The 22,388-nt window shown below is 73.1% G+C and carries 14 protein-coding genes, 1 pseudogene and 1 riboswitch; of the genes and pseudogenes, 7 read left to right on the top strand and 8 right to left on the bottom strand.

What is annotated here, in order from left to right; all coding sequences use genetic code 11:
• Positions 1 to 8: 8 nt before the first annotated feature.
• Complete coding sequence (gene sucC / locus ACF08N_RS07120; protein ID WP_392323566.1) at positions 9 to 1,190, bottom strand: ADP-forming succinate--CoA ligase subunit beta; 1,182 nt, start codon at positions 1,188 to 1,190, stop codon at positions 9 to 11.
• Between the two features lie 178 nt (positions 1,191 to 1,368).
• On the opposite strand from sucC, the pseudogene ACF08N_RS07115 reads away from it, so the two are divergent.
• Positions 1,369 to 2,244 (top strand): annotated as a pseudogene (locus ACF08N_RS07115) (hypothetical protein); the annotation flags it as partial.
• Between the two features lie 496 nt (positions 2,245 to 2,740).
• Here ACF08N_RS07115 and ACF08N_RS07110 read toward each other — a convergent pair.
• The 4 genes from ACF08N_RS07110 to ACF08N_RS07095 form a co-directional block, all read right to left on the bottom strand.
• Entirely contained in the window at positions 2,741 to 3,580 is an 840-nt protein-coding gene (locus ACF08N_RS07110; RefSeq protein ID WP_392323565.1) for a hypothetical protein, read from the bottom strand.
• Positions 3,581 to 4,408: 828 nt separating this feature from the next.
• Entirely contained in the window at positions 4,409 to 5,578 is a 1,170-nt protein-coding gene (locus ACF08N_RS07105; protein WP_392323564.1) for a VWA domain-containing protein, read from the bottom strand.
• The gene (locus ACF08N_RS07100) at positions 5,575 to 8,181 is read right to left on the bottom strand and encodes a DUF5682 family protein (RefSeq protein WP_392323563.1); all 2,607 of its coding nucleotides are present in this window, start codon (positions 8,179 to 8,181) and stop codon (positions 5,575 to 5,577) included. The genes ACF08N_RS07105 and ACF08N_RS07100 overlap by 4 nt, the downstream gene beginning before the upstream one ends.
• Positions 8,178 to 9,290, bottom strand: coding sequence for an AAA family ATPase (locus ACF08N_RS07095; protein WP_392323562.1), 1,113 nt, complete (start codon positions 9,288 to 9,290; stop codon positions 8,178 to 8,180). Before ACF08N_RS07095 ends, ACF08N_RS07100 begins: the two co-directional genes overlap by 4 nt.
• 118 nt (positions 9,291 to 9,408) lie before the next feature.
• Between ACF08N_RS07095 and ACF08N_RS07090 the strand changes: the two genes are divergently transcribed.
• Both ACF08N_RS07090 and ACF08N_RS07085 read left to right on the top strand, forming a co-directional pair.
• Complete coding sequence (locus tag ACF08N_RS07090; RefSeq protein ID WP_392323561.1) at positions 9,409 to 10,812, top strand: SWIM zinc finger family protein; 1,404 nt, start codon at positions 9,409 to 9,411, stop codon at positions 10,810 to 10,812.
• A gap of 10 nt (positions 10,813 to 10,822) precedes the next feature.
• Positions 10,823 to 12,439, top strand: a complete 1,617-nt coding sequence (locus ACF08N_RS07085; protein WP_392323560.1) for a DUF5691 domain-containing protein — start codon at positions 10,823 to 10,825, stop codon at positions 12,437 to 12,439.
• Positions 12,440 to 12,953: 514 nt separating this feature from the next.
• Here the strand turns inward: ACF08N_RS07085 and ACF08N_RS07080 are convergent.
• Entirely contained in the window at positions 12,954 to 13,364 is a 411-nt protein-coding gene (locus ACF08N_RS07080) for a cobalamin B12-binding domain-containing protein (RefSeq protein ID WP_392323559.1), read from the bottom strand.
• 449 nt (positions 13,365 to 13,813) lie between these two features.
• Between ACF08N_RS07080 and ACF08N_RS07075 the strand changes: the two genes are divergently transcribed.
• The gene (locus tag ACF08N_RS07075) at positions 13,814 to 14,644 is read left to right on the top strand and encodes an esterase/lipase family protein (protein ID WP_392323904.1); all 831 of its coding nucleotides are present in this window, start codon (positions 13,814 to 13,816) and stop codon (positions 14,642 to 14,644) included.
• A gap of 259 nt (positions 14,645 to 14,903) precedes the next feature.
• Positions 14,904 to 16,508, top strand: a complete 1,605-nt coding sequence (locus ACF08N_RS07070; RefSeq protein ID WP_392323558.1) for a M23 family metallopeptidase — start codon at positions 14,904 to 14,906, stop codon at positions 16,506 to 16,508.
• A 65-nt stretch (positions 16,509 to 16,573) separates the two neighbouring features.
• Here ACF08N_RS07070 and pcrA read toward each other — a convergent pair whose 3' ends face one another.
• A complete protein-coding gene (gene pcrA / locus ACF08N_RS07065) occupies positions 16,574 to 19,009 on the bottom strand; it encodes a DNA helicase PcrA (protein ID WP_392323557.1) in 2,436 nt (811 codons plus the stop codon).
• 240 nt (positions 19,010 to 19,249) lie between these two features.
• Positions 19,250 to 19,414, top strand: a riboswitch (cyclic di-AMP (ydaO/yuaA leader).
• A gap of 2 nt (positions 19,415 to 19,416) precedes the next feature.
• On the opposite strand from pcrA, the gene ACF08N_RS07060 reads away from it, so the two are divergent.
• Positions 19,417 to 20,565: an NlpC/P60 family protein gene (locus ACF08N_RS07060; protein ID WP_392323556.1), complete on the top strand. Its 1,149-nt coding sequence runs from the start codon at positions 19,417 to 19,419 to the stop codon at positions 20,563 to 20,565.
• A 70-nt stretch (positions 20,566 to 20,635) separates the two neighbouring features.
• Here the strand turns inward: ACF08N_RS07060 and ACF08N_RS07055 are convergent, their stop codons facing one another.
• Complete coding sequence (locus tag ACF08N_RS07055) at positions 20,636 to 20,989, bottom strand: hypothetical protein (RefSeq protein ID WP_392323555.1); 354 nt, start codon at positions 20,987 to 20,989, stop codon at positions 20,636 to 20,638.
• 322 nt (positions 20,990 to 21,311) lie between these two features.
• Here ACF08N_RS07055 and ACF08N_RS07050 point away from each other — a divergent pair, with 322 nt between their 5' ends.
• Positions 21,312 to 22,355, top strand: a complete 1,044-nt coding sequence (locus tag ACF08N_RS07050) for an NlpC/P60 family protein (RefSeq protein ID WP_392323554.1) — start codon at positions 21,312 to 21,314, stop codon at positions 22,353 to 22,355.
• Positions 22,356 to 22,388 lie beyond the last annotated feature (33 nt).

Here is a 22,388-nt window from a genome sequence, read left to right as displayed (position 1 = left end):
CTCTTCCCTTACTTCGCGGCAGCGGCGAGCTCGGCGGCCTTGTCGGCCGCACCGTCCATGGTGTCCACGCGCTGCACGAGCGGGTGGTTGGCGTCGGAGAGGATCGAGCGACCCAGCTCCGCGTTGTTGCCGTCGAGGCGCACGACGAGCGGCTTGGTGACCTCTTCGCCCTTGGAGGCGAGGAGCTGCAGGGCCTGGACGATGCCGTTGGCGACCTCGTCGCAGGCGGTGATGCCACCGAAGACGTTGACGAAGACGGACTTGACGTCCGGGTCGCCGAGGATGATCTCGAGACCGTTCGCCATGACCTCGGCCGAGGCGCCGCCACCGATGTCGAGGAAGTTGGCGGGCTTCACGCCGCCGTGGTGCTCACCGGCGTAGGCGACGACGTCGAGGGTCGACATGACCAGACCCGCGCCGTTGCCGATGATGCCGACCTCGCCGTCGAGCTTGACGTAGTTGAGGTTCTTGGCCTTGGCGGCAGCCTCGAGCGGGTTGGCTGCGGCCTTGTCCTCGAGGGCCTCGTGCTCCGGCTGGCGGAAGTCGGCGTTCTCGTCGAGGGACACCTTGCCGTCGAGGGCGATGACCTCACCGCTCGCGACCTTGGCCAGCGGGTTGACCTCGACGAGGAGCGCGTCCTCGGCAATGAAGGTCTTCCACAGGGTCACCAGGACCTCGGCGACCTTCTCGGCGACCTCGGCCGGGAACTGCGCCTGGGCGACGATCTCCCGGGCCTTCTCGATGGAGACACCCTCGTTGGCGTCGACCGGGACCTTCGCCAGCTTCTCGGGGGTCGTCGCGGCGACCTCCTCGATGTCCATGCCGCCGGCGACGGAGGCCATGGCCAGGAAGGTGCGGTTGGTGCGGTCGAGGAGGTACGAGACGTAGTACTCCTCGTCGATCTCCGGAGCGGTCTCCGCGATCATCACCTTGTGGACCGTGTGGCCCTTGATGTCCATCCCGAGGATGTCCGTCGCGCGGGCGACGGCCTCGTCCGGGGTGGCGGCCAGCTTGACGCCGCCGGCCTTGCCACGGCCACCGACCTTCACCTGCGCCTTGACGACCGACTTGCCGCCCAGCCGCTCGGTGGCCTCGCGCGCCGCCTCAGGCGTGTCGATGACTTCACCGGCCAGCACCGGTACACCGTGCTTGGCGAAGAGGTCCCTCGCCTGGTACTCGAACAGGTCCACGCGCGTCCGTCCCTTTTCTGATGATCGCGGTTCGTTGTCTGCGTGGGCGTGCCGCGAAGGGCAACGTGACTGCTCTGTCACAAGGGAGGCACACACGGTGTCCGTGGGCGCGGCATGTCCGCCTGGCAGGTTATCCCCGCTGGAGGCGGCTCCCTAAATCACAGATCACACCTGGGCGGTGATTACGGTCACAGATCGCGACTCACCGTGCTCGGATCGGATCTGTGAGGACGAGCGGCCTTCCGGAGCGGAAGGCTGCCGAGCAGCCGTCGGCGGGACGCCGGACGGACGTCCCGCGCGACGGCTGCTCGCAGTACGGACGTGCTCAGATGCCGTACGGCAGGTAGCTCGGGGTCACGTCGGAGACGACACCCTGGACACCGGTGACGGCGTTGCCCGCCAGCGGCGCGGTGCGGGCCGAGACATCACCCGCGACGGCCTGCGCGAACGGCTGCACCTCGGAGACCACACCGCCCGCGAACGGACCGACCTGGGCGGTCACGCCGTACGCCAGACCGGACGCGCTGCCGCCGACCCCCTGCGCGAGCGGCTGCACGTGCTCGACGACGGCGTCGACCAGCGGCTGCACCTCGGAGACGACACCGCCGGCGAACGGGCCGACCTCACCCGTCACGCCGTACGCGAAGGGCTGCACCTCCTCGGCGACGCCGTACGCGAACGGCTGCACCTGGTCGGTGAGCCCGTAGGCGAACGGGGCCACGTCGGAGACGACACCCCCGGCGAGGAAGCCCGCGTCGGTCACGGCCTGGTTCGCGACCGGCCGGGCACCGGCCACGGCGGTGGCGACGACGGGCGGGAGGACGGCCGCGGACGTCTCGTCCACGATCGGGCCGGACGCGGCGACCAGGTCCTCGGCCCGGGCCTGCGCGTAGGAGGGGGTCTGCTGCAGTTCGGCCGCGAACGCGGAGAGCGGGCCGAAGAGGTAGTCGATGCCGGTGTCGACCTGCGGGCACTGGACCTGGGGCACCTGGACGGCGGGCGCCTGGACCTCAGGGGCCTCGACCTCAGGGGCCTCGACCTCAGGGGCCTCGACCTCGGGGGTGCGGACCTGCGGGACACCGACCTGCGGGGCCTCCACGGACGGGATCTCGTACGAGGGGAGTTCGGCCTCGACGTACTGGCCGGCCCTGTCCTGCACCTCGGACGTCACGTCCGGGACGCCGACCGACGGCAGTCCGGTCTCCAGCTCGGCACCGACGAGGCCGACGTCGCCGACGTGGACGTCGGCCGAGGCACCGTCGGTGCCCGCGTCGGCCGTGACGCCGACGGCGTCGGTGATCCCGTCCACCAGGTCCGGCGTGGAGAGCGGCACGGAGACCGGCAGCTCGTCGGCGCTCGCGGCGGCGGTGCCCAGCGCCCACATGCCGGTGGCCGTGGCGGCTACGGCGATGGAGCGGCGGATGTTCTTGTTCATGCTCGGGTGATCCTTCGAATTCGTTCGGCGGTCCGGAAGCGATGGAGAGGTTCCGGAGTGGAGGGCAGACCTGCCCACCCCCGCGCGGCAGGTCAGAGGCGGGGGAAGGCCTGCCCTAGCCGGGGAATTCGGGAATGTCGCGCGGCCTGTCGCGGGTCGGCGGCTCGGCCGCCGGACAGCCCGGTCCGGACACCAGCGCGTCCCGCGCCGCGTCCGCGAACGCCGCCCCGTGCTGGTCGCCCGGGCGGGGTGTGTGGTTCTCGCCGCCGTGCTGCACGGTCCCGGGCACGAGGCCGCAGGGGACGAACGGCGCCGGTGCCTGATCGGGCGCGGATGCGGCCGAGGGCACCGGTGGGACCGGCACGTCCGGCGACTGTCCGGGCCGGATACCGCCGTCGTACCCGGTGACCGTGCCGGAACGGGTGTCGGCGGCAGAGCTTCCGGTCGCGTCGGCGTCGGCCGGGGCCGGCGCCTGCGCCATGGCCCGGAGAACGCCGCCCAGGAGCGTGGATGGGACAGTGCCCGTCACCGGCTGCACCACAGCGGGACCGCCGGGAACATCGGGCAGAGCGCCCGGAGCCGGGAGCGGCAGCGCTCCCGTCAGCGCTCCGGTGAGATCGGACACGGTCCCGGCGAGAGGCCGCACCGCTTCGTTCGCGGCGCTGCGCGCAGCGCGGATCGCCGCCTGCTCGGGGGTCTCCTGACCGGGCGCCCGGGAAGCGGCGGGGTCGTCCCCGTCGGCACGGGCCGCGGCGCCGGGGCGGACGTCCGCAGCCGCTTCCGCCTCGGCCCGGAACTCGGCGGGCGCCTCCGCGGCATGCGCCTGACCGCCCCAGAGCAGACCGAGCGTCAGCAGCCCCGCGAGGAGCAGCAGTACGCGCAGCGCGCGCGAACCGGCCACCGTCCGGCGCAGCGCGCACAGGACGGCAGCGGGAGGAAGCGCTGCGGAGGTCACGGAGGAAGAACCCTTTTCGGTCGGGGACCGGCCTGATGCTCGCACGAGCCTCCCGGGGCGGCGCAAGTCCCGTGTTACTGATGAGTCACCATGCCCCCTGTTGTGCCCGATACACCGTCATGTCCGGGAATGCCCCCACGAACAGGGCTGCCTCTGCCTGCCACCGGGGGCTCCCGAGCCACGCACGGGCACTCCCCGGTGCTGGGCCCTGTGCCTCGCCCTCCACCGCCTCCCGCGGCACGCTTGCGCCCGAACACGCCGCCGCGCGCCCGGCCTTGGGCCGGGCACACGGGCACTCCTCGGTGCTGGGCTCTGTGCCTCGGCCTCCACCGCCTCCCGCGCGGCGCTTGCGCGCGAACACGCCGCCGCGCGCCCGGTCCTGGCGCCCGCGTCCGGCACCCGGGTCAGTCCGCGTCCGGCGCCCGGTTCCGCGCCGCGTCTGGGTCCGGCGTCCGGGTTCGGCGCTGGGCGCCCACGTCCGGGGACCGGCGCCGGGGTTCGGCGTCCGGATCTTTCGCCGGGGTTCGGCGTCCGGTTCCGCACCCGGTCCGGCACGCTCGGGTCCCACGTCCGCACCGCGTCCGGTCCGATGCCGGCGGCCCACGTCCGGGGACCGGCGCCGGCGCTCGGCGCTCGACGCCCACGTCCGGGGACCGGCGCCGGCGTTCGGCGCTCGGCGCCGAGGTTCGACGTCCGGTCCGCGCCCGGTCCGGTGCTCGGGGCCCACGTCCGGGCCCGGCGCCAGCGCGCGCCCTGTCCGGCGCCCACATCGGCCCGGCGCCCGGTTCCGCGCCGCGTCTGGGTCCGGCGCCCGCGGCCCGCGCCCTGTCAGTCCGCCGCCGGTACCGGAAGCGGACGCTTTTCTATCGCCGCCGCCATGACGTCCGGGAACAGGTCCGGCGTGCACGCGAAGGCCGGGGCGCCCAGGGCGGCGAGCGCCGCCGCGTGCTCGCGGTCGTAGGCCGGAGCGCCCTCGTCCGAGAGGGCGAGCAGTGCGACGAACTGCACACCCGACGCCTTCATCGCCGCCACCCGCTTGAGCATCTCGTCCCGTATGCCGCCCTCGTAGAGGTCGCTGATGAGCACGACCACCGTGTCGGCGGGCCGGGTGATCTGCGACTGGCAGTACGCCAGCGCCCGGTTGATGTCCGTCCCGCCGCCGAGCTGCGTGCCGAACAGCACGTCCACGGGATCGTCGAGCTGGTCGGTCAGGTCGACCACGGCCGTGTCGAAGACGACGAGCCGCGTCGCGATGGAACGCATCGAGGCGAGGACCGCGCCGAACACCGAGGCGTACACGACGGACGCGGCCATCGATCCCGACTGGTCGATGCAGAGCACGACCTCCTTCTTCACCGACTGCGACGCCCGGCCGTAACCGATGAGACGCTCGGGCACGACGGTGTCGAACTCCGGCAGGTAATTCTTCAGGTTGGCCCGGATCGTGCGGTCCCAGTCGATGTCGCGGTGGCGCGGCCGGCTGATCCGCGCCGAACGGTCCAGCGCTCCCGTCAGCGTCGACCGCGTCCGCGTGGCGAGCTTCTTCTCCAGCTCCTCGACGACCTTGCGCACGACCGCCCTAGCGGTCTCCTTCGTCGTCTCCGGCATGGCCTTGTTGAGGGAGAGCAGCGTGCCGACCAGGTGGACGTCCGCCTCCACCGCCTCCAGCATCTCCGGCTCCAGCAGCAGCGTGGAGAGCCCGAGGCGGTCGATCGCGTCCCGCTGCATGACCTGGACGACGGAACTGGGGAAGTACGTACGGATGTCGCCGAGCCAGCGCGCCACGGACGGCGCGGACGCCCCAAGCCCTGCCGAACGGTTACCGGAGCGCGCGCCGGTCCCGGCGCGGGTGCCGTAGAGCGAGGTGAGCGCGCCGTCCATCGCCGCGTCCGTGCCGCTCAGCGCGCAGCCGGTGCCGTCCGCCTCGTCGCCGCCGAGCACGAGCCGCCACCGGCGCAGGCGCTCGTCGTGGCCGGCCTCTGTCGTCGTCCGTGTCATCGGGCAACCCCCGCCAGGTCGTTGTCGTCGATGCCGAGAAGCAGGCGCAGCACGGGCAGGACCGCGTCGGCGCGCGCCTCGTCGAGCCCCGGTCCGAAGCCCGGAACCGCGGCCTCCTCGTGCGCCGGGCCCGCTGCCGCTGCCGGCCCGCGGCGCACGAGCTCGCCGAGCGTCCGGCGCACGCCGGGCTCGTACGCCGAGAACGTGCGCCGCAGCAGCGGCAGTACGTCCGTGAACGCCTCCGCGGGCACGCCCGTCAGCCAGGCGTCCACCAGTCCGAGCAGGCGCTCGTCGTGGACGAGCAGCAGCCCTCCCCCGGACGCCCCGCCGACGAACCCCTCGATCCACGCGGCCGCTTCGGCGGGCTGCGTGGCGGGTGAGAGCGCGAGGGCCATGAGCCGGGCGGCCTCGTCCTCCGCGAGCCGTCCGTCGTCCAGCAGCAGACGTGCCGCGCGCCCCCGGATGACGCCCGGGGCCGATGCGCGAACGGCGAGCTTGCGCAGCACCGCCTGCCAGCGCCCGGTCATCGCGGCCGCGTCGGGCAGCAGTCCGATCGCGGCGTGCACGCCGTCGATGTGGCCGCGCATCTCCGCGGCGCCGTCGGCGTCGAGACCGCTGCAGGCGGGCGGCAGGCCGACGCAGATCCGCTCGGCGAGCCCGGCCGCGACCTCACCGAGCGCGGCGGTGTCCGTGGCCCGCACGTCCCCGTACCGCAGGGAACGGGCGAGGGCGGGCAGCGCCTGGGCGAGCCGGCTCACGTCCGTGTCGAGCGCGGCCCGGTCGGCGAGCGCGGTCATCACCACGGGCAGCGCCTCGGGCAGTTCGGCGAGGAGGCACTGCTCGGCCAGTGCCGTGACCTCCCCGAGTGCCGTGGCCGCGAGGGCCTGCGACTCGACCTTCGCGGTGGCGGCCGAGAGCACGGTCGTGCCCCATACACCCGCCTCGGCAACCCTGACGAACAGCTCGGGCTCCCAGCGCAGCCGCCACGTCTCGCGGAACGTGCCGGTGCTCCCCCGTCCGGCCGCCGGCTCGCCCCAGGTGACGCCCAGGAGCCGCAGCCGGTGCAGCAGCCGGCTCTTGCCGCTGTCGCTGTCCTTGCGCAGGTCGAGCTCCAGCTCGCGCTCCAGCGCCTCCGGCTTGAGGCGGAGACTGCGCTGCTGCCTGGCCAGGTCGCGCTGCAGCGGAACGGCCGGGGCGTCGTCCGGCACTTCGCCGAGCACGTCGCCGACGACGAGCCGGTCCCTGACGAGGTCGAGCGGCACGTCGGAGCCATCGCACATCACGGCCCGTACGGCGTCGGTGGTCTCGCTCAGCCCGGCGAGCGGGCGGCCGCGCACGACGGCGAGGGTGTCGGCGAGACGCACGGCCTCGATGACATGCGCGGACGACACCATGTGGTCCTCGTCCCGCAGGAGGCCCGCGACCTTGGTCATCCAGCGCTCGACGGGCCGGTCCGGGGCGGCGAACAGATGGCCGTACCAGCCGGGCGAGTCGATCCCGGCGCCGTAGCCGGAGTGCCGGGCGAGCCGGCGGTGCGTCCAGGGCACCCAGGTCATCTCGGCCTTGACCTTGGGCAGTCCCTTGAGGAGGGCGCGGTCCGCGGCGACGGTCGTCTTCTGTGCGAGCGCCGGGACGTGCCAGGCGCCGCAGACGACGGCGACCTCGTCGCCGAACTCCTTGCGGGCGGCGCGCAGCTGGATGCGCATGTACGCCTCGCGGACGAGGTCCCGATCGTGACCGCCGTGCCCGTACGTCTCGCGGAGGGCGGTCATGGCCTCGCCGAGCGCGGTGAACGGCCCGTAGGGATCGCTCTCCCCGCCCCCCGTCCCACGACCCCGGTGCTCGACGACGTCCTCCCACCAGCGCTCGGCGTCGTCGTACCCGGCGGCCTCGGCGAGCACCGCGATGGGATCGATCCGGACGGACTCCGGCTCGGCCCCGCCCGTCGTCCCCGCCGCCCCGGGCCCGTCCCGGCTGCCGTCGGCCTCGGCCCGGGGCCCTCCGTCCGGGCTGCCCTCTGCGTCGGCCCCACCCCCGCCTGCGTCGCTCCGTACGTCCTCGGGCCCCTCGCCCGCCCCCGCGGCCCGCTCGGCGGCGGGTCGGGGCGACCCGGCGGGATCGGCGGGCGCCGTCGCGGCAGTGGGGCTCGTCGGGCCGCCACCGGCCGGATCAGCCGGCGACGCCGGGCCGCTCGGACCGGCAGTCCCGGCCGACCCCGCCAGGTCGTCGGAGTCCCCGTCGCCGGCCGGACGCGTGGGCGGCGCGGCTGCGCCGTCCGGCTCCCTCGCCAGCGAGTGCGCGGCCGGGAGGTCGATGAAGCGGACGGGCACGTCGTGCGCCAGCGCCCAGCGGATGGCGACCCATTCGGGGCTGAACTCCGCCAGCGGCCAGAACGCCGCCCGGCCCGGGTCGTCCACCGCGTGCGCGAGGAGCGCGACCGGCGGGCGCATCTGCTCGTCCGCGGCCAGCGGCAGCAGCGCGTCGCCCTCGGGCGGGCCCTCGATCAGGACGGCCCGCGGCGACGCCGCGTCCAGCGCGGCCCGCACCGCCCGGGCCGAGCCGGGCCCGTGGTGGCGGACGCCGAGCAGGAGCGGGCCGGTCATGCGCTCACCTCGCGGCAGGCGCGGTAGAAGTCCTTCCAGCCGTCCCGCTCACGCACCACGGTCTCCAGGTACTCCTGCCAGATCACGCGGTCCGCCGCCGGGTCGCGCACGACCGCGCCGAGGATCCCGGCCGCGACGTCCTGCGGACGCAGCACGCCGTCGCCGAAGTGCGCGGCGAGCGCGAGGCCGCCCGTGACCACGGAGATCGCCTCGGCCGTGGAGAGCGTGCCCGACGGGGACTTGACCTTCGTGCGGCCGTCCGTGGAGACGCCGTCCCGCAGCTCGCGGAAGACGGTGACGACGCGGCGGATCTCGTCCAGTCCCTCCGGCACGGCCGGCAGGTCGAGCGAACGCCCCAGCTGGTCGACGCGGCGGGCGACGATGTCGACCTCGGCCTCCGGCGTCGCGGGCAGCGGCAGCACGACCGTGTTGAACCGCCTGCGCAGCGCGCTGGAGAGGTCGTTGACCCCGCGGTCACGGTCGTTCGCCGTGGCGATGAGGTTGAACCCGCGGACCGCCTGGACCTCCTGGCCCAGCTCCGGCACCGGCAGGGTCTTCTCGGACAGGATCGTGATCAGCGTGTCCTGCACGTCCGCCGGGATACGGGTGAGCTCCTCGACCCGCGCGGTCATGCCCTCGGACATGGCGCGCATGACGGGACTGGGTACGAGGGCGTCGCGGCTGGGCCCGTGGGCGAGCAGCTGCGCGTAGTTCCACCCGTACCGGATGGCTTCCTCCGGGGTGCCCGCCGTGCCCTGCACGAGCAGCGTGGAGTCGCCGCTGACGGCCGCGGCGAGGTGCTCGGACACCCACGTCTTCGCCGTGCCCGGCACACCGAGCAGGAGCAGGGCGCGGTCGGTGGCGAGCGTGGTGACGGCGACCTCGACGATCCTGCGCGGCCCCACGTACTTGGGTGTGATGACGGTGCCGTCGGCGAGCGTGCCGCCGAGGAGGTAGGTGGCGACGGCCCAGGGCGACAGCCGCCAGTTCACCGGCCGCTGCCGGTCGTCGTGTGCCGCGAGCGCCGTCAGCTCGTGCGCGAAGGCGTCCTCGGCATGCGGCCGCAGGGCCTCGGCTCCGCTGGTGGTCCCGGTTTCGGACACGGTCATGGATCCCCCTCCAGATCGTTCGACCCGATGTGGGATCCACCGTGCACCACGCCACTGACAATCGACCGTCACCGCAGGTCGGAGCCGGTTGTCAGTGGTGAGCCGTAGCGTCGAACACATGCTGCGACTCAACGGGGGAGAGCCCTCGAACCCCACGAAGCAGGGGGTTCGCTGGACGTCGGAACAGGTGCTGTCGCTGGCTCCTGACGACGCATCACGCAAAGCGGGGAACAAACTGTCCGCGGCCGGGCCGTGGTCGGGTGCGGGCTGCGACGGCTCGGGCGCGGTGTGGGGCCTGTGCAAGGGCAGTGGCAGCCGGCCGTACCAGACGGTGGTGGACACCACCGGCCCGGCCTACAAGTGCAGTTGTCCGAGCCGGAAGTTCCCGTGCAAGCACGCGATCGGACTGCTGCTGCTGTGGTCCGCGGACGAGCGGGCCGTGGCGGACGACGGTGCGGTCCCGGACTGGGCCGGGGAATGGCTGTCCGGGCGCAGGAAGCGCGCCGCGGACAAGGACGCGGGGGACGCGGGCGCGGGTGCGCCGGCGAGGAGCGCCGACCCGGAAGCGGCGCGGCGGCGCGCCGAGCGCCGGGCCGGTCGGATCACCGCGGGCGCCACGGAGCTGGAGCAGCGGCTGGCCGACCTGCTGCGCGGCGGGCTCGCCTCCGCCGAGCAGTCCGGGTACGGACTGTGGGAGGAGACAGCCGCGCGCATGGTCGACGCGCAGGCGCCGGGCCTCGCCGCCCGTGTGCGCGAGTTGGGGGCGGTCCCGGGCTCCGGGCCCGGCTGGCCGGTGCGGCTGCTGGAGGAGTGTGCCCTGATCCACCTGCTGGACTCGGCATGGCTGGGACGCGAGCGGCTGCCTGAGCCGTTGGCGGCCACCGTGCGCACACGGGTCGGGCTCCCCTCCGCCCCCGAGGGCGACCGGATCCGGGACCACTGGCTGGTTCTCGCGCAGTACGACTCGTCCGACGGCAAGCTCACCACCCGCCGGATCTGGCTGTACGGACGCGATTCGGGCCGGACCGCAGTGCTCCTGTCGTTCGGAGCGGCGGGCCGCTCACCCCAGCTCGCCCTGCCGGTGGGCCTGATGGTCGACGCCGAGCTCACCCCGCACGGCGGGGCGGCCCAGCTGCGGGCCGAGCTGGGCGAGCTGTTCGCCGCGCCCGTCCCCATCGGCGCGCCGCCGCCGGGCGGCTCCTGCGCCTCGGCGGTCGAGGCGTACGGGCGCGCGCTGCAAGGCGATCCGTGGCTGGAGTCCTGGCCGGTCACGCTCTCCGGCGTCGTGCCGGTGTCGACAGACGACGGCTGGCAGCTGGCCGACGCGGTCGGGGACGGCACCGAGGGCGGCGGGGGCGCGCTGCCCGTCGCGGCCTCCGCCCTGTCCAGGCCCGGCCTGTGGAAGCTCGTCTCGCTCGCGGGCGGCCGGCCGGTCACCGTCTTCGGCGAGTTCGGCCACGAGGGCTTCGCGCCCCTGGCCGCCTGGTCCGACGACCTGTCCGAGACGGTCCCGCTCATCTGAAGGAGGCCCCATGACCGGCACCACCAGTACGTCACCGTGGGAAGAGCTCGTCACGTCGGCCCTTCTCGGCACCGACCGGCGCACACCACCGGCCGATCTCGTGCCCGCGGGCAAGGAGGCGCCCGTCGCCCTGCTCGACGCCGCCGCGCTGCACACCCTGCGGCGCCGGGCCGGGCTGCGGCCCGCCCCCGCGCCGACAGCCGCCGAGCGGCCCGCGGCCGCTCCGCACGATCCCCGGCCCGCGCTGCCGGACGCCGCCCGCAGACGGCTCGCCCAGCTCCTCGCGGACCGGGGCCCGTCGGGTTCCGGCGGCCGGCGGGGCGCCACGCCGGACCTGACCGAGCTGCTGCCCCAATGGCTGGCCGCCGCCAACGAGCACGGCTACCAGGCCCCGCCGTCCCTCCTGCCCGCGCTGCTCGACGCGGCCCGGGGGCGTACGGACCTGCGGCCGCAGGCTCTGGCGTTCGCCGGGCCGCGCGGTCTGTGGCTCGCCCGGCTCAACGCGGAGTGGAAGTTCGCCCTGCGCGGTGGATCCGGCGGCTCGGCGCTCCCGTCCCCCGACGACACCGAGGCTGTGCGACGCCTGTGGGAGGAGGGCCTCTTCGCCGAGCGCGTCGCCCTGCTGTCGTCGGTGCGGGCACGCGACACGAAGGCCGCGCTCGCCCTGCTCGGATCGACGTGGCCGACCGAACGGGCCGAGGACCGCCTCATGTTCCTGGACTCCCTGCGGACGGGCCTCTCCGGAGCTGACGAGCCGTTCCTGGAGCAGGCGCTCGCCGACCGCAGCCGCAATGTGCGCGCCACCGCCGCCGAGTTGCTGTCCGCGCTGCCGCACTCCGCGCTCGCCGGGCGCATGGCGGCGCGCGCCGCGACGTGCGTCGCGCTGGACCGCAGCGGCGACGCGGGCACACTGATCACGGTCGAGGCGCCGCACGAGTGCGACGCCGGCATGCAGCGCGACGGGGTCGTCCCCAACGCGCCCTCGGGCCGCGGCGAACGCTCCTGGTGGCTGGGCCAGCTGGTCGAGTCGGCCCCGCTGTCCACATGGCCGGCCCGGCTCGGCGGCCGCACGCCGCGGGAGATCGTCGCGCTGCCCGTGTCGGACGACTGGGCCGACGAGTTGCACGGGGCCTGGTGCCGGGCGGCGGTCCGTCAGGGCGACGCCGACTGGTCCCGCGCCCTGCTCGGCTCCCCCGGTACGCCGCCGTCGAGCGGGCCCGGCACCACGTCACTGGCCGAGCGCTCGAAGCTGCTCGCGACGCTGCCCGAGGAGGAACGGGCGTGCTGGGTCGCGGACTTCATCGCCGCGCACGGCCTGTCGGAGGCGTTCCAGCTGCTGGGGGTGTGCGCGGTGCCGTGGGCGGAGCCGCTGGGCCGCGCGGTGGTCGACGCGCTCGACATCGCGCGCGACGCGGGGAGCTACCCCTGGAGCTTCAGCGGCGTGATGGGCCTCGCGGAGCGCTGCCTGTCGCCGTCGGAGGCGCCGCGCCTGGAGGTCCTGACGGCGACCCCGGCGGAACAGGAGGACGCGTCGCCGGGAGCCGGCGGGTACTGGTCCGAGGCGTTCCAACGCCTGGTGTCGACGCTGCGCCTACGGGCGACGATGCTCGCGGAGCTGGAGGGCTAGCGAGTCTCCGGGGGCGCTGCGCCCCCGGGGGTGCCCCTGGTCGACCCCGGCGCCGTATGCCCCCCGTGTGCCCCTTGCCCGGGGTGGGTGCGGGGGCCGGGGCCTCCGGAGCGGGGTACCCGGACTGCTTTACTCACCGCGCTTCGCGCGAGCTGCGGCGCTTTACGTCCGGGCACCCCCCTCCTCCGACCCCGACCCCCTCCGCCCGGCGGAATCCGTTCCGGCCACTGGTCGTCACCACGATCGACGGCGCTGCCCGGGTGGGTCGGGTGCCCACGGACGGTCGGCCAGGGGTTCCGAACTCGGGTCAGGGACGCGCAGGGGTCGTGTTCGGGACGTAAAGCGTCGTGAGATACCGCAACGCAAGCTCGTGAAAGCAGTCCCGGATACGAGCCCCGGAGCGGCCCGAGGCTACGCGCCCGGACCGGGCCGAGCCCGGGAAGCCTGGCCCCCGCGAGGGGGCGTTACGCGCACGAGTTCGGCCACGCCCTAGACCGCAGCCCGGTCCACGCCGCTACGCGGCGGAAACGCGTACGTTCGCGTTCACCCACTCCACGATCGACGCCGTCGTCGCGCCGGGCGTGAAGATCTCCGCCACGCCCTTGTCCTTCAGCGGCGCGATGTCCGCCTCCGGGATGATCCCGCCGCCGAAGACCTTGATGTCCTCCGCGTCCCGCTCCTTCAGGAGCTCGATGACCTTCGCGAAGAGCGTGTTGTGCGCGCCCGAGAGGATCGAGAGACCGATGGCGTCCGCGTCCTCCTGGATCGCCGTGTCCACGATCTGCTCGGGGGTCTGGTGCAGCCCCGTGTAGATGACCTCCATACCGGCGTCACGCAGCGCCCGCGCGATCACCTTCGCACCGCGATCGTGTCCGTCGAGACCCGGCTTGGCGACCACCACGCGGATCGGACCCGTCACACCCATCACTGCCTCCACATACCGACTGCGCCGCCTCGGGCACGGGTCCCCGCGCCCGGCGAGCGGAGCGCGGAGAGTGAACGAACGTTATCTGCAGAAGTCCAGCATCCCGCAAGCCGCCGTTTCGCGGTGTACGGCGAGGGGGAAATCACACGTGGGACATATTTCGCTGAAGCGTCGTACCGGCACCAGGCACCGCGCAAGCCGCGCGCGGCCCCGGGGGGCACGACCGTACAAGGGGAGCCGCCGCAGATCCGGAAAGGTGGCCGCGCCGCCGTGCCGACAGCCGCACGGCACGGTGGCGCGGCACCGCTTTTGCAGCGCGCGCCCCACGAGGGCGTACCCGTGCCGAGCCGCACCGGGGCGCCGGTCGGGAGGTCGCTGTGAAGGCTTCGGCCCTGCCTCTGCCCTGTTCCCGCGTCGTCACGGAGTTCACGGCGCACTGCCTGACCAGACTGCGAGAGCTTCTCCCCGCCGGTCTCCTCTCCACCAGCCTTCTCCCCGCCGGTCTCCTCCCCGCCGCCCTCCTGCGCGCCACCGCCCTGGAGCTCGCGATCCTCGCGGGGCACCTCGTCCTCTATCCGACCGGGATCGTCCCCGAGCGCCCGGCCCGCAGACGCGCCGCGGCCCCGCTGCCCGGGGCGCGGGCCGATGTCGTGCCCACCGTCCTGCTGCACGGGTTCGTCGACAACCGATCGGTGTTCGTCCTGCTCCGGCGCGCGCTCGCCCGGCACGGCCCGCACCATGTCGAGTGCCTCAACTACTCGCCGCTCACCTGCGACATCCGGACCGCCGCCGAGCTGCTCGGCCGCCATGTGGAGGAGATCTGCGCGCGGACCGGACAGCGCGAGGTCGACATCGTCGGGCACAGCCTGGGCGGCCTCATCGCCCGTTACTACGTGCAGCGCCTCGGCGGCGACCACCGGGTCCGTACGCTCGTCACCCTCGGCACCCCGCACTCCGGGACCGCGGTCGCGCCGCTCGCCGGTGCCCACCCGATCGTGCGGCAGATGCGGCCCGGCTCGTCGGTCATCGAGGAGCTGCGCAGACCGGCGCCCGGCTGCCGGACGCGCTTCGTCAGCTTCTGGAGCGACCTCGACCGGATCATGGTCCCGGTCGAGACGGCCTGTATCGACCATCCCGACCTTCTCGCCCAGAACGTACGGGTCAGCGGAATCGGCCATCTCGCCCTGCCGGTTCATCCCGCCGTCGCCACCGGGATCCGTGAAGCGCTCGCCTCGGGCGCGGCGGCGGCCGGTTCGGCCGGCGCGGTGTCCGTCGCCTGAGCGAGGTCGCCCGACGAGACGATGAGAGGCGGTCCTCGCAACTGACTTTTTCTCGAACGTTTCTCGAACGTAGGGCCAAAGCTGTGCCCACAGTCCGCCGAAAGGCGGCCGAATGCCCGTTTCCTGATTGCGGAGATGCCGCCGAAGATTGTCGCCATCGCGTACCGCCGGGTACAGTCGCGCCACTGCTTCCCCCTGGGACCCCCCTCATGCGGCGGCCCCGGATGCAGGTCCTGCTGCCGAGGCGAGAGAGAAGTTGGTGAACGACCAGCACGCCCATGCCGGATACGCCGGCTATGCCACCGGCAGCTTCGACTCCGACCCGCTCTTCGGCGCCATGCCGGGCAGTTACGAATCCGAGCACAGCGGCCAGTACGACGCGTCCCAGTGGGACACGGGGGCGCAGCAGACGGCCGGCTACGACGCCTACGCATCGGCGCAGCAGGTCCAACAGCCGCAGTACGACCAGCAGTACGCGCAGTACGACGCCACCGGTCAGTACGCCGCCGCCCAGTACGACACCACGGGCCAGTGGGACGCGAGCGCCTGGAACCAGGCCGACCAGACGGGCTCGTACGAGACGGCCGCCGCGACGTTCGCCTACGACACGACCGGCCAGTGGTCCTCCTCGCCCTTGGAGACCGGCGCGTACGACGCGACCGCCTGGAACTCCGGCACGGCGACCACGCCGGAAGGTCTCGTACCGCAACAGTTCACGCCGGAGCACGAGTTCCTCCCGGCTGCCGAGTACGACAGCGGCTATGCCGACTACCAGACCACGGATCTGCCCGGCTCGGAACATTCCGGCCAGGACTTCCAGAGGTCGGACTTCCAGGACGCCGCGTACGAGCCGGAGTTCCCGGCCCACGACATTCCCGCACAGGACATCCCCGCTCAGGACTTCCCGGGCGCCGCGCACGCCGACTACGCCGACGGCCCGGACACCGGCGCCGCCGCGGAGCAGGGCTACGCGACCGCGTACGAGCACGAGGCCGATCACGGCCACGACGCCGAGTACGGCAACGACGCGGAGAACAGCGACGAGGCGCACGACGCGCTGACGCAGACCATGACCGTGCCGGCCGCTTCCGCCGGCCCCCGCCCGGCCCGCCGCGCCGGCGGCAGCCGCGGCCGTCGCCGGACGCCCGCCAAGCGCTCCGCGCTCCTCACCGTCGCCGTGCCCTCGGCCTGCGTGATGGGCGTCGCCGGTATCGCCGCGGCCTCGGTCGGCAGCCTGGGCGGCGAGCAGAAGGACGACGCGCCCAATCTGGCGGCCACCGACCCGGCCGCGGTCAAGCACGTCGCCGCCAACAGCAAGATGGACACGCAGCTCGCCGCGCTCAGCGCGGACGCCCGCGACTTCGGCGACCGCGCCTCCCGCACCCAGGAGCGCCTCGACCTCAAGGCCCGCCAGGAGGCGGAGCGGAAGAAGCGCGAGGCGGAGGCGGCACGGCGCGAGGCGCTGCGGCCCAAGTTCATGCTGCCCGTGAAGCAGGACGGCCTCAGCGCCTACTACGGCCAGTCCGGCGTCAACTGGATGTCGCTGCACACCGGGATCGACTTCCCCGTCCAGTACGGCACCGAGGTCCTGGCCGCCACGGACGGCACCGTGCGCACCCAGTGGAACAGCGCCTACGGCAACATGGCGATCGTGACGGCGGCCGACGGCACGGAGACGTGGTACTGCCACCTGAGCACCACCAAGATCCGCAGCGGTTCCGTGAAGGCGGGCGATGTCATCGCCTACTCGGGCAACTCGGGCAACTCGACCGGCCCGCACCTGCACTTCGAGGTGCGCCCCGGCGGCGGTTCGGCCATCGACCCGCTGCCGTGGCTGCGCAGCCACGGCCTCGACCCGACGTAACGGCCGGGCAGGCGACAGCGAACGCACATGAGGCGGGGGCCGCGGCCCCCGCCTCGTGGCGTTTGTCAGAGCTTCTCGACCGGCGCGTACCGCAGCAGCAGCCGCTTCGGCTTCTCGTCCCCGAAGTCGATCGTCGCCTGCGCGTCCGAACCCGCCCCGGCCACCGCGATCACGGTCCCCAGACCGAACTGGTCATGGGTGACCCGGTCGCCCACGGACAGCGCGATCACCGGCTTGTCGTTCGTCCGCCGCGTGGCGAAACCGGACGCGCCGCCCCGTGCACGCGACGACGACAGCGACGACGTGATGCCCGACGTGGGTCCGGCAGGCGCGGCCATCGGGCCGGTGCGCTTCCAGTCCACATGCGCGACCGGAATCTCCTCCAGGAAGCGCGACGGCGGGTTGTAGGAGGGCTGGCCCCAGGCGCTGCGCATCGACGAGCGCGTCAGGTACAGGCGCTCGCGGGCGCGGGTGATGCCCACGTACGCCAGGCGCCGCTCCTCCTCGAGCTCCTTGGTCTGGCCCAGCGCCCGCATGTGCGGGAAGACGCCGTCCTCCATGCCCGTCAGGAACACGACGGGGAACTCGAGGCCCTTGGCGGTGTGCAGCGTCATCAGCGTGATGACGCCGGTGCCTTCCTCGTCCTCGTCGGGGATCTGGTCGGAGTCGGCGACGAGCGCGACCTGCTCCAGGAACTCGGCGAGCGTGCCCGCGCCCTCCTCCTCCCCGCGGTCCTGCTCGAACTCCAGCGCCACGGCGGCCAGTTCCTGGAGGTTCTCGATGCGCGTCTCGTCCTGCGGGTCCGTGGACGCCTGCAACTCGGCGAGATAGCCCGTGCGCTCCAGGACGGCTTCGAGCACGGTGGCCGGTCCGGCACCGGACTCGGCGATGGTGCGCAGCTCCTCCATCAGCACGTTGAACCGCTTGACGGCGTTCGCCGAGCGGGCCGCCATGCCGTACGCCTCGTCGACGCGGCGCAGCGCCTGCGGGAAGGTGATCTTCTCGCGGAGCGCGAGGGCGTCGATCATCGCCTCGGCGCGCTCGCCGATGCCGCGCTTGGGCACGTTGAGGATGCGGCGCAGCGGGACGTTGTCCTCGGGGTTGGCCAGCACGCGCAGGTAGGCGAGGACGTCCCTGACCTCCTTGCGCTCGTAGAAGCGCACACCGCCGACGACCTTGTAGGGCAGGCCGACGCGGATGAAGATCTCCTCGAAGACACGGGACTGGGCATTCGTCCGGTAGAAGACGGCGACGTCGCCGGCCTTCGCCTCGCCGGCGTCGGTGAGCCGGTCGATCTCGTCGGCGACGAACTGGGCCTCGTCGTGCTCGGTGTCCGCGACATAGCCGGTGATCTGGGCGCCCGCGCCGGCGTTCGTCCACAGGTTCTTCGGGCGGCGGGACTCGTTGCGCTCGATGACCGCGTTGGCGGCGGACAGGATCGTCTGGGTGGAGCGGTAGTTCTGCTCCAGCAGGATCGTCGTCGCGTCCGGGTAGTCCTCCTCGAACTGGAGGATGTTGCGGATGGTCGCGCCGCGGAACGCGTAGATCGACTGGTCGGCGTCGCCGACGACGCACAGCTCGGCGGGCTCCAGGTCCTCGTACCCCTCGCCCACCAGCTCGCGCACGAGCGTGTACTGGGCGTGGTTGGTGTCCTGGTACTCGTCGACGAGGACGTGGCGGAAGCGGCGCCGGTAGTGCTCGGCGACATCCGGGAACGCCTGGAGCAGGTGGACCGTGGTCATGATGATGTCGTCGAAGTCCAGGGCGTTGGCCTCGCGCAGCCGCGCCTGGTACATCCGGTACGCCTCTGCCAGCGTCTTCTCGAAACCGTCCTGCGCCTGGTCGGCGAAGGTCTCCTCGTCGATCAGCTCGTTCTTCAGGTTGGAGATCTTGGCGCTGAAGGACTTCGGCGGGAACTTCTTCGGGTCCAGGTCGAGATCGCGGCAGACCAGCGACATCAGGCGCTTGGAGTCGGCGGCGTCGTAGATCGAGAACGACGAGGTGAAGCCCAGCTTCTTCGACTCGCGGCGCAGGATGCGGACGCAGGCGCTGTGGAAGGTCATGACCCACATGGCATGGGCGCGCGGGCCGACCAGCTGCTCGACGCGCTCCTTCATCTCGCCGGCGGCCTTGTTGGTGAAGGTGATCGCCAGTATCTGGCCGGGATGGACATGGCGCGTGGCCAGCAGGTGGGCGATGCGGTGGGTGAGCACGCGCGTCTTGCCCGAACCGGCGCCGGCGACGATGAGCAGCGGGGAGCCGACATGGACGACGGCGGCGCGCTGCTGCTCGTTCAGCCCCTCCAGCAGGGCGGCCGCGTCGACGGCAGGGCGGGGCGCGCCGTCGCGGTAGTACCCGTCGCGGGCCGGCGGCACGTCGTACGCACCCTGGAAGAGATCGTCCGGGATCGGCTCCGGAGCCGACTCCTCAGGGGGCGGAGGGGGCTCCTCCCCGTGGGTCTGGAGATCCGCCAGGAAGCTGTCGTCAAAGAGGCTGCTCATCGCTTATCGAGTCTAGGCGGCCGGACCGACAACCGGGCCCGCATGCCCATACGGGGAGAGCTCACGTTGCGTGACCGAGCCTGTCCGAGGCGCCATCGCGGCGCGGAAACACGGCCGCCACCCAAAAAGGTCACGGAAATGTATCGGACATATCGAACATCAACCTTCACAGCGCGCACACGAGTTGGCTAGCGTGCTCGACCAGACGGCCCGCACCCCTCCCGGCGAACCGCGCCGAACGGGTCGACTCCGCCGAATTCGGGCTGCCCGCAGGGGCGTTCGAAACCGGGGACCCAAACTCTGCACAACCGGGGTGAATCGGACCATGCTGTCAGTGGTCCGTAGGGCATCTTCCGTTCTGCCCGAACCCGACAGCTAACCCGGTAGGCGGTCCACGGAAGAAGGAGATGCCGGCCTTGGCGTCGCATCGCAGGACCCGCAGCCGCAGCGCAAAACCCTCCCCCGCCGTCGGGTTCACGACGGCCGCCCTCGCCGGCGTCACCCTCCTGTCGTCACAGAGCGCCACCGCCACGCCCAGCGACCCCAAGCCCTCCATCGAGGAGGTGCAGAAGAAGGTCGACGACCTCTACCGGCAGGCCGGCAGCGCGACTCAGGAGTACAACAAGGCGAAGGAGGCCACCGCCGAGAAGCGGCGCGAGGTCGACACGCTGTTCGACGAGGCGGCCGCGCGGGCGGAGAAGCTGAACGAGTCGCGCCGCGCCCTCGGAACCTACGCCGCCGCCCAGTACCGCACCGGCGCGGTCACCCCGACCGCGGCGCTGCTGTTCGCGGACAGCCCTCAGGCGTACTTCGACCAGACGCAGCTGATGGACCGGATGACCGACCAGCAGCGGACGGCCGTCAACGACTACGAGACGCAGCGCGCGGCGGCCGCGAAGCAGCGGGCCCGGGCGACGAAGCGGCTGGAGTCGCTGACCGAGTCCCAGCAGGCCCTGCGCATCAGCAAGCAAAGCGTCCAGACGAAGCTGGCCGAGGCGCGCACCCTCCTGTCGGAGCTGACGGCCGAGGAGAAGGCCCGGCTCGCCGCGATCGAGCGCGAGAAGGAGGCGGAGGCGCGGCGCAAGGCGAAGGCGAAGGCCGAGGAGGAGGCCAGGGCCCGCGCCGAGGCGGAGCGGCAGCGCCAGGAAGGCGACCGGACCTCGCCGGAGACGGGCACCGGGACCGGGACGGACGACGGCACGTACGCGGCCAAGGCCGACAAGGTGCTCGCCTTCGCCCGCGCCCAGATCGGCAAGCCGTACGTGTGGGGGGCGACGGGCCCGTCCTCGTACGACTGCTCGGGGCTCACCCAGGGGGCCTGGAAGGCGGCCGGGGTGGACCTGCCGCGCACCACCTGGGACCAGGTGAAGGTGGGGCAGCGCGTCGCGACGGCGGACCTGCTCCCCGGCGATCTCGTCTTCTTCTACGACGACATCAGCCACGTCGGCATCTACATCGGCGGCGGCAAGATGATCCACGCGCCGAAGCCGGGCGACAGCGTCCGCGAGGAGTCCATCTACTACATGCCGATCTACGGGAGCGTCCGCCCGGTCTGATCCACCCCACCGGCAGGCGCGTGCCCGGACGGTCCCGCCCGTCCGGGCACGCGTGCGTCCGGGACGCGCATCAGGTCCAGAGCGTCGCGATGAAGATGTTCGCGACCGTCAGGCCCCCGACGGCGCCGAAGAGCGCCTTGTCGATCCGCTCCTCGTCCCGCTTGACGTAGACCAGGCCCAGGATCACCACCAGCACCGCCAGCTTGATGCCGATCTTGAGGTTGTTCACGCTCTGATCGTCGGCCTGGTTGAGGCCCACCAGCGCGACGCCGGTGATCAGCATCGTCAGCGCACCGTGCAGCATCGCCGGGGTGAAGCGCGCCGTGCCCGCACCCATCGCCTTCATCTGGGTCAGGAAGCCGCCCAGCAGGGCGGCGATGCCGATGATGTGCAGAGCGACGAAGACATTGATGAGTACGTCCATGGGGCGGAGCCTAATCGGCGCCATACCACCGTCCGGCGGCCGGGGGAGCTCGGTCGCGGGGTTCGGTCGGTGCCGCGCCGCAATGCGGCCGGGCCCGTGCGCCGCGGCGCACAGAAAGCGGACATCACCGTCCAGGTTCGGACACTTACCGTCCTTCCGTCACGTGTCCGTGACCGCCAGGTTTAGCGTCAGCGCCCAGGTGGCCGACTCCCCACCGCCGTCGCAGCCGGACGGCACCGGCCGCCACCGCCGAAAGAGCCGGCGGCGCACCGCTCCCCCTGTGCGGTGCGCCGCCGGACCGCAGGAAGGACGTGTACGCCCCGTGGCAGCGCACCGGAAACCGAAGCAGCATCCGCTCACCGGGCCGGCCGCCCGTACCGCAGCCACCCTGGCGCTCGCAGGCGCGGCGACGTCGACCGCGCTCGACGGCTCGGCCCACGCGGAGCCGCGCCTCACCCCCGCCCAGCTGAAGGCCCGCGTCGACAAGCTGTACCAGGAGGCCGAGGAGGCGACCGAGAAGTACAACGGCGCCAAGGAGCGGACGGAGCGGGCCCGCGCGTCGCTCGACGCGCTGCGCGACGAGGCGGCCCGCAGGACCGAGCGGCTGAACACCGCCCGCAACGCCCTCGGCTCCGTCGCCACCGCGCAGTACCGTTCCGGCAGCCTCGATCCCGGCGTGCAGCTCGCGCTGACCTCGGACCCCGACGAGTTCCTGGCGCGCTCCTCGCTCGCCGAGCGGGTCGGGGAACGGCACGCGGCCGCTGTCGCCGGTGTGCACCGCCGGCTCGTGGAGATCGGCCGGCTCCGGGCACGGGCCGACGAGCGGACGGCCGAACTGGAGCAGCACCGCCGCGCTCTGGAACGGCACAAGACGGCCGTGCGCGGCAAACTGGCCGCCGCCGAGCGGCTGCTGGCCCGGCTGACCGCCGAGGAGCGCGCCGCCTACGACGCCGGACCGGCCGAGCCCGCCCGCGCCGGCCGCTCCACCGCACCGCGAGGCCCGCTCAAGGCCCCCAACGGCCGGGCCGCACAGGCGATCGCCTACGCGTACGGCGCGCTCGGCAAGCCCTACGTGTGGGGCGCGACGGGGCCGTCCTCGTACGACTGCTCCGGGCTCACCCAGGCCGCCTGGCGCTCGGCCGGGGTCTCGCTGCCGCGCACCACGTACACCCAGATCAACGCCGGACAGCGCGTCTCGCGCTCCCAACTCGCCCCCGGGGACCTGGTCTTCTTCTACTCCGGCGTCTCGCACGTCGGCCTCTACATCGGCGGCGGACGCATGATCCACGCACCGCGGCCGGGTGCGCCCGTGCGGATCGCGCCGATCGACGACATGCCCTTCGCCGGGGCGACCCGGGTCTCGTAGCGTCCGCGGGACCCGGGCCGGACCCGGCCGGAC

The organism is Streptomyces sp. NPDC015127 (genome assembly GCF_043080095.1).
Taxonomy (GTDB): domain Bacteria; phylum Actinomycetota; class Actinomycetes; order Streptomycetales; family Streptomycetaceae; genus Streptomyces.
The sequence above is the reverse complement of the archived record's forward strand: the minus strand, read 5'-3'. Positions and strand labels throughout refer to the sequence as shown.

What these genes read in the sequence shown, in the direction of transcription:
- ACF08N_RS07105 (WP_392323564.1), bottom strand. Translation starts at nt 5,578, where the DNA reads ATGACACGGACGACGACAGAGGCCGGCCACGACGAGCGCCTGCGCCGG.
- ACF08N_RS07100 (WP_392323563.1), bottom strand. Translation starts at nt 8,181, where the DNA reads ATGACCGGCCCGCTCCTGCTCGGCGTCCGCCACCACGGGCCCGGCTCG.
- ACF08N_RS07095 (WP_392323562.1), bottom strand. Translation starts at nt 9,290, where the DNA reads ATGACCGTGTCCGAAACCGGGACCACCAGCGGAGCCGAGGCCCTGCGG.
- ACF08N_RS07090 (WP_392323561.1), top strand. Translation starts at nt 9,409, where the DNA reads ATGCTGCGACTCAACGGGGGAGAGCCCTCGAACCCCACGAAGCAGGGG.
- ACF08N_RS07085 (WP_392323560.1), top strand. Translation starts at nt 10,823, where the DNA reads ATGACCGGCACCACCAGTACGTCACCGTGGGAAGAGCTCGTCACGTCG.
- ACF08N_RS07080 (WP_392323559.1), bottom strand. Translation starts at nt 13,364, where the DNA reads ATGGGTGTGACGGGTCCGATCCGCGTGGTGGTCGCCAAGCCGGGTCTC.
- pcrA (WP_392323557.1), bottom strand. Translation starts at nt 19,009, where the DNA reads ATGAGCAGCCTCTTTGACGACAGCTTCCTGGCGGATCTCCAGACCCAC.
- ACF08N_RS07060 (WP_392323556.1), top strand. Translation starts at nt 19,417, where the DNA reads ATGCCGGCCTTGGCGTCGCATCGCAGGACCCGCAGCCGCAGCGCAAAA.
- ACF08N_RS07055 (WP_392323555.1), bottom strand. Translation starts at nt 20,989, where the DNA reads ATGGACGTACTCATCAATGTCTTCGTCGCTCTGCACATCATCGGCATC.